This window comes from Polaromonas sp. P3_C2 (assembly GCF_056402675.1).
Window position 1 is genome coordinate 1 of record NZ_JBFUGX010000197.1, and the last position, 6724, is coordinate 6724.

General features: G+C 63.2%; 5 protein-coding genes and 1 pseudogene. 5 read left to right on the forward strand and 1 reads right to left on the reverse strand.

Annotated elements, in window-relative coordinates; translation table 11 throughout:
- Positions 1-280: 280 nt before the first annotated feature.
- Positions 281-1243, forward strand: a complete 963-nt coding sequence (locus AC1DWI_RS10240; RefSeq protein WP_477670181.1) for an amidohydrolase family protein — start codon at positions 281-283, stop codon at positions 1241-1243.
- A gap of 21 nt (positions 1244-1264) precedes the next feature.
- On the opposite strand, the gene AC1DWI_RS10245 is transcribed toward AC1DWI_RS10240, so the two are convergent.
- The gene (locus AC1DWI_RS10245) at positions 1265-2458 is read right to left on the reverse strand and encodes a XylR family transcriptional regulator (protein WP_477670180.1); all 1194 of its coding nucleotides are present in this window, start codon (positions 2456-2458) and stop codon (positions 1265-1267) included.
- A 155-nt stretch (positions 2459-2613) separates the two neighbouring features.
- Between AC1DWI_RS10245 and xylA the strand changes: the two genes are divergently transcribed.
- From xylA to AC1DWI_RS10265, 4 genes and pseudogenes are all read left to right on the forward strand, one after another.
- Positions 2614-3939, forward strand: coding sequence for a xylose isomerase (gene xylA, locus AC1DWI_RS10250; RefSeq protein ID WP_477724781.1), 1326 nt, complete (start codon positions 2614-2616; stop codon positions 3937-3939).
- Between the two features lie 23 nt (positions 3940-3962).
- Positions 3963-5450 carry a sugar ABC transporter ATP-binding protein gene (locus AC1DWI_RS10255; RefSeq protein ID WP_477724782.1) on the forward strand — a complete coding sequence of 496 codons (1488 nt, stop codon included), beginning with the start codon at positions 3963-3965 and terminating at the stop codon, positions 5448-5450.
- A complete protein-coding gene (locus AC1DWI_RS10260) occupies positions 5431-6447 on the forward strand; it encodes an ABC transporter permease (RefSeq protein WP_477724783.1) in 1017 nt (338 codons plus the stop codon). The genes AC1DWI_RS10255 and AC1DWI_RS10260 overlap by 20 nt, the downstream gene beginning before the upstream one ends.
- 55 nt (positions 6448-6502) lie before the next feature.
- Positions 6503-6724, forward strand: a pseudogene (locus AC1DWI_RS10265) (ABC transporter substrate-binding protein); the annotation flags it as partial.

Here is a 6724-nt window from a genome sequence, read left to right on the forward strand (position 1 = left end):
ATCGTTGCTTCTCTGTGGGCTTCGCGGGTCTGCGGTGTTGATTGGTCAGGCCAATATTGACACATATGTAATATTGGTCTTACCCTGATCCGCGATCCTGCCGGAGGCGTGCCGCCGTCCAATAGCGCCTCGATCTGCATCAACAATGTGTCAGTTACCACTGACTTACCGTATGACAGGGTTCGTTCCGGAACACCCATCAACCCGACAAGGAGAAGACCATGAAGGAGACAGTAAGCAAAGGCCTGAGGCACTGCGCGGCAGCAGCGGCGGCGCTGGCATGACGTGGCTCGCAGCGGCGCGCGGGGGGCGTGGTGCCGTCGATCAGGCGCTGCTGGCTGCGATCGAATCCGCCGAACGCAACGCCCCGCCCGGCAAACGGCCCATCGTCGAGACGCATATTCACTTCTGGCAGGTGACCCGGTCCGGCGGTGTGCCATGGCCCACAGCGGCGGAGGGGCCGATCTTCCGCGACGTGCTGCCGCCGGAGTACAGCGCATTCGCCAGGTCCCAGGGCGTGGTGGCGGCCGGGATCGTGGAAGCGAGCGGCATTGTTCAGGACAACCAGTGGGTCCTCGACCTCATCAAGAACGATCCGTTTTACGCGTTCTTCGTCGGGAACATCGAGGTAGGCGCGCCGAACTTTTCCACCGATCTCGCGCGGTTCGCAACGGACCCGCGCTTCGTGGGAATCCGCGGCTATCTCACCGGCCCGGCTGAGGGCATCACGCTCAGCGCGGCACAGCTCACCAGCCTGCGCGACCTGGCAGCGCGCGGTATGACGCTCGACATCATCAGCCGGGGGACCAGGAATCCGAAGAGCCAGGTGCAGGCGCTTTGTACCGCGGTGCCCAATCTGCGCATCATCATCGACCATTTGGGTGGCGCAACCGGGCCGGCGGTGGACCCCACCTGGGCGTCCGACGTTCGCCGCCTCGCCAGCGACTGCCCGAATCTGTACATGAAGTTTTCGTCGTTCTATGACATGTACGCTCCAGGTGACGTGGTTTTTCCGTCTCCCACTGACCTCGCTTCGTACAAGCCGCACTTCGACGTACTGATGTCCGCGTTCGGCAAGGACCGCCTGATCTGGGGCAGCAACTGGCCGGTAATCACCCTGCACGGGACTTTCGAAGCCCAGATTGCCATCGCCGAGGCGTATCTGGCCCCGTTCGGCGCCGGCGTGCGCGACAAAGTGATGTTCAAGAACGCCCTCGCGTTTTATCGCCGGCACAAGGCGTAGCGGACCAGAGAAACTGCCGGCTCAGCTCCGGCGGCTTTCCCGCCACGAAGCCGGCGTTGCCCCCAGCTCCCGCTTGAACACTGTATTGAGGTACTGGACGGAACGAAAGCCGCTCGCCCGCGCGATGTCATCGATGCCCATTTGTGTGTTGCTGAGCAACTGAAAGCAACGCTGCAACTTGTACAGCAGGATTTCGTCATGGACGGAGCGCTTCAACTCGCGGCGAAAGTACATCTCCAGCGATGAGCGTGAAAGCCCCACCGTTTCGGCAACCTGCTCCGTCTTGATGCCCTGGCAGGCGTATTGACGGATGTAATGGAGAGCGCGCATCACGGTCGCGCTGTGTTCGACGTCGCGCGCGGTGGACGCGCGCGAATGCACGCCGGCCGGAGGCACGACCACACGCACGTCGTTCACCGGCGAGCCGCTCAGGGCCTGGTGCAACAGGTGCGCCGCGCGATGGCCCATTTCGTGGGTTCCCTGGCTGACCGAGCTGAGCTGGATTCTCGTCAGGTGCTGGCCCAGTGTGTCGTTATCGATCCCGATGATGGCGACTTCGTCGGGAACTGCGATTGCGCCGACGATGCACGCCTGCAGCACCTGCCGTGCACGCGCGTCCGTGACGGCGACTATGCCAACGGGCTTGGGCAGGCTTTGCAGCCAGGAGAGCAGTTTCCTTGTCGCGCTTCCCCATGTGGGCGCGCTGGTTGCCAGGCCCCGGTGGATCTCACCAGCCAACCCGTCGCGGGCAAGCCGGGCGGTGAACGCTTTTTCGCGCTCCTGGGCCCAACGGTTGAGCGGCGATTCCGGCAGGCTGTAGCAGGCAAAACGGGAAAGCCCGGACTCCACCAGGTGGGTCAGCGCATGCGCGACCAGTTCGCGGTTGTCCGTCGCAACGTACGGCACATTGACGGGGTAGCACGCGGGATCCTCGTAGGAGCCCCCGACGGCAACGACAGGTACGCGTACCCCTGTGAGAGCGTGCGCCACGGCCGGATCGTCGTAGTCCGCGATGATCCCGTCGCCGTCCCAGTCGTGGATGCCGTCAAGCCGAAAGCGGAAATCCTCTTCAAGGAAGAGATCCCAGGCGACCCGCGTGTGGTTCACATAGTCGCCGATGCCCGTGATGATCTCGCGGTCATACACCTTGCTCGCATGGAAGAGCAATGCCACGCGCAGCACGGTAGGGCCACTTTGACGTAATGACGATTTCATGGTCGGGTCGGTTGATCATGAGGATACCGGCATATCGGACGGATTGCTGCGCTGCAGAAAGCAATTTCGCAAGCTGTCCTCGCAAATTTCGCAATCGCGGGCGGAGGCCGGCGGTTCTAGGATGGTGCCACTGAAAGCAGTTACCCACCACAAACATGAACTTTCTCGAATCCATCGCACCCGTACGCTATGAAGGCCCTCAGGCCACGACGCCCCTGGCCTACCGTCACTATGACGCCAGTGCCGTCGTGCTGGGCAAGCCGATGGCACAGCACCTGCGGCTCGCCGTCTGCTACTGGCACACCTTCGTGTGGCCCGGCAGCGATGTCTTCGGACAAGGCACGTTTGCGYGGCCCTGGCATGCCGGTGGAGACGAGTTGACGATGGCGAGGAAGAAAGCGGATGCAGCCTTTGGCCTGATTTCCCGGCTCGATGTCCCGTTCTACACTTTCCATGACACCGATGTGGCGCCGGAAGGCGCGAACCTGGCCGAGTACCGCAGCAATCTGTCCGCGATGGTGGACGTGCTCGCCCAGAAGCAGAAAGAAACCGGTATTTCGCTGCTATGGGGGACCGCCAAMCTGTTCAGCCATCCCCGCTACGCAGCCGGCGCGGCGAGTAACCCCGACCCCGACGTCTTCGCGTACGCGGCGACGCAGGTTTTCAGCGCGCTCAATGCCACCCAGCAGCTTGGCGGTGCCAACTACGTGATGTGGGGTGGGCGCGAAGGCTATGACACCCTGCTCAATACCGATTTGCAGCGCGAGCGCCAGCAGCTGGGCCGATTCATGCAATTGGTGGTGAACCACAAACACAAGATCGGTTTCAAAGGGCAACTGCTTATCGAGCCCAAGCCGCTGGAGCCGACCAAACACCAATACGACTTCGACAGCGCCACTGTGTATGGCTTCCTGAAGGAGTTCGGCCTGGAAAAGGAGATCAAGCTCAACATCGAGGCCAACCACGCCACGTTGGCGGGCCACAGTTTCCAGCACGAGATCGCAACCGCCGCCTCCCTCGGAATCTTCGGCAGCATCGATGCCAACCGTGGCGACCCACAGAACGGATGGGACACCGACCAGTTTCCCAACAGTGTGGAGGACCTTACGCTGGCGCTCTACGAAGTCCTCCGCGCCGGCGGAATCGGCAGCGGCGGGTTCAACTTCGACGCGAAAGTGCGGCGCCAAAGCATGGATCCGGTTGACATTCTGCACGGGCATGTGGGTGCGATCGATGCGCTGGCGCTGGCGCTCAAGAGCGCCGCGCGTTTGATGGAGTCCCGCGAGCTTGAGCAGTTCCGCCAGCAGCGCTACGCGAACTGGGACGGTGAACTGGGGCGGCGCATCATCACGGGCGACATGAGCCTCAGCCAGCTCGCCGAACATGCCTTCGTCAACGATCTTCGGCCCAAGCCTGTGAGCGGCCGTCAGGAGTGGCTGGAAAACCGGGTCAATGCCGCGATCTTCGCCGGCGCGGCCTGAAGAACCGAACGCAGGAGCACTCAGTGAGTTTGACGGTCGGCTTCAAAGACGTGAGCAAGAGCTTCGGCCCCGTGCAGGTACTGCATGGGGTCAGTTTTGAACTCGCACCTGGCCGGGTGTACGGGGTGCTTGGAGAAAACGGCGCCGGCAAGTCGACGCTGATGAAAATCCTGGCCGGCTACGAGGCCGCCAGCGAAGGCGTGGTGGAGGTGGGCGGGCATGTCGTACGTTTCAAKGGGCCGCGCGAGGCCGAAGCGGCCGGTGTGGTGATGATCCATCAGGAATTCAACCTTGCTGATGACCTCACCATTGCGCAGAACATATTCCTCGGCCATGAGCGCAAGCGCTACGGGCTGCTGGACGAAGACCTGATGGCCAGGGAGGCGGGCGCCGCATTGCGTCAGGTTGGCCTGAATTGCAGCCCCGCGCGCCGCGTGGGCGACCTCATCGTGGCAGAGAAACAGCTGGTGGAGATCGCACGCGCGCTCAGCCGGCGCGCGCGCGTACTGGTGATGGACGAGCCCACCGCCACATTGACGCCCTCCGAGACCGAGCGCCTGTTTTCCCTCATCGGGCAACTGAGAGCGGCAGGCTCCACCATCCTTTATATTTCCCACAAGCTGGACGAAGTCGAACGCATCACCGACGAGGTGGTTGTCATGCGCGACGGGCGATTCGTGGCTCGCCGGTCCACGCAGAGCGTGACACGCCAGCAGATGGCCAGCCTGATGGTGGGGCGCGAACTGGCCGATCTCTTTCCGGGCAGGCTTCCCGTGGCGGCCGGCGCGCCCGTCCTGCTGGACGTGAAAGGACTGACCGTACCCGGGTGGTGYCACGACGCAAGCTTCCAGGTGCGCGCCGGGGAGGTGCTTGGCTTTGCAGGGCTGGTCGGTGCGGGCCGGACCGAGCTGTTTGAAGGGCTCCTGGGGTTGCGCCCCTCCAGCGCGGAATCTGTGCAGGTAACAGACAAAACCTGGATGCGGCGCAATCCGCGTTCGGCCGCACGGCTGGGTCTCACATATCTCAGCGAGGACCGCAAGACGCGTGGCCTGCACCTGCGCATGGGGCTGGCGCAGAACCTCACGCTGATGGCGCTGGAGCGTTATGCGAAGCCGCTGCTCGATCCGCAGCGGGAACAGGCAGCCCTCGTGGCCGCGACCACGGCATTTGGCATCCGCACGCAACGCTCCGACATACCGGCTTCCGCACTGTCCGGCGGCAACCAGCAGAAGCTGGCGCTCGCGCGGGTGTTACAGCCTGATCCCAAAGTCGTGGTGCTGGACGAACCGACGCGAGGAGTTGACGTCGGCGCCAAGCGCGATATCTATTTCCTGATCCAGCGGCTGGCCAGCGAAGGCCGCGGGATCATCGTCGTGTCCTCCGAGCTGCTCGAGCTGATCGGGTTATGTCATCGCGTCCTTGTGATGCGCCAGGGAAGGCTCGCTGCCGAGCTCGCGCAGGATCAGCTGTCCGAAGAACTGTTGATTGCCCATGCAACTGGAACCCACTGATACCGCCGCCGCTCCAGCGCCTGTCGCCAGACCGGCACTGCGAAAATGGCCCTCTTTTACGGGAGCCGGGCCACTGGCCGGGTTGGCACTTATGTGCATCGCGGGTGCGATTCTCAACGAGAACTTCGCCAGCCTCGACAATGCGATGAACGTGCTCACCCGCACGGCTTTCATCGGAATCATCGCGGTGGGGATGTGCTTCGTCATCATCTCCGGCGGCATCGATCTCTCGGTGGGATCCATGGCCGCGCTGATTGCGGGCAGCACGATCCTGCTGATGAATGCGACAGCAGGCGCCGGCTGGAACCCCATGGCGGCCGTGGTGACCGGCATGGCCTTCGCCGTCGTACTTGGCGCACTGTTCGGCCTGGGCCACGGGCTGCTCATCAGCAAGGGCCGCATCGAGCCTTTCATCGTGACGCTGGGAACGCTGGGCATCTTCCGCGCGTACCTGACCTACTTCTCCAACGGCGGCGCCATCACGCTCGACAGTGCACTGGTCGATGTCTACAGCCCGGTGTATTACGGCAGCTGGCTGGGGGTGCCGGTGCCCGTGTGGGTATTCGCCGCTGTCGCATTGCTGGGCGGCCTCGTTCTCAACCGCACTGCCTTTGGCCGGTACGTTCAGGCCATCGGTTCCAACGAGCAGGTTGCGCGCTACGCGGCCGTCGAGGTGGACCGCGTCAAGGTTCTCACATACATGTTGCTGGGCATCTGCGTGGRCATTGCCACCGTGCTCTATGTGCCGCGCCTGGGTTCGGCCTCGCCGAGTACCGGGCTGCTGTGGGAGCTGGAAGCCATCGCTGCGGTCATCGTCGGAGGCACTGCCTTGCGTGGCGGTGCCGGCGGCATCACCGGCACCGTAATCGGTGCTGTGCTGCTCTCGGTGATCGGCAACATCCTCAACCTGACCAGCATCATCAGTGTGTACCTGAACGCGGCGGTGCAGGGCTTCGTGATCATCGCCGTCGCGTTCTTCCAGCGCGGGCGCAAGTAACCGGTTCCCCACAGGTGGCAAGGCTGCCGTTTCTCACAACATAAGGAGACAAACCATGAAATCATTGATAAGTCTGATGGCCGCAGGCGCCACAGTTCTCGCGGCGCTGGGTGCGGCACCCTCCGCCATGGCCCAGGGCAAGCCACACATCGGCGTATCGATACCGGCCGCCACGCACGGCTGGACAGGCGGGGTCGTGTACTGGGCCAACCGGACCAAGTCCGAACTGGAAAAGCAGTACCCGGGCCTGAAAGTCACCATCAAGACGGCCGGGTCT

Coding starts and splice junctions, on each gene's coding strand:
- AC1DWI_RS10240 (WP_477670181.1), top strand. CDS start 281: ATGACGTGGCTCGCAGCGGCGCGCGGGGGGCGTGGTGCCGTCGATCAG.
- AC1DWI_RS10245 (WP_477670180.1), bottom strand. CDS start 2,458: ATGAAATCGTCATTACGTCAAAGTGGCCCTACCGTGCTGCGCGTGGCA.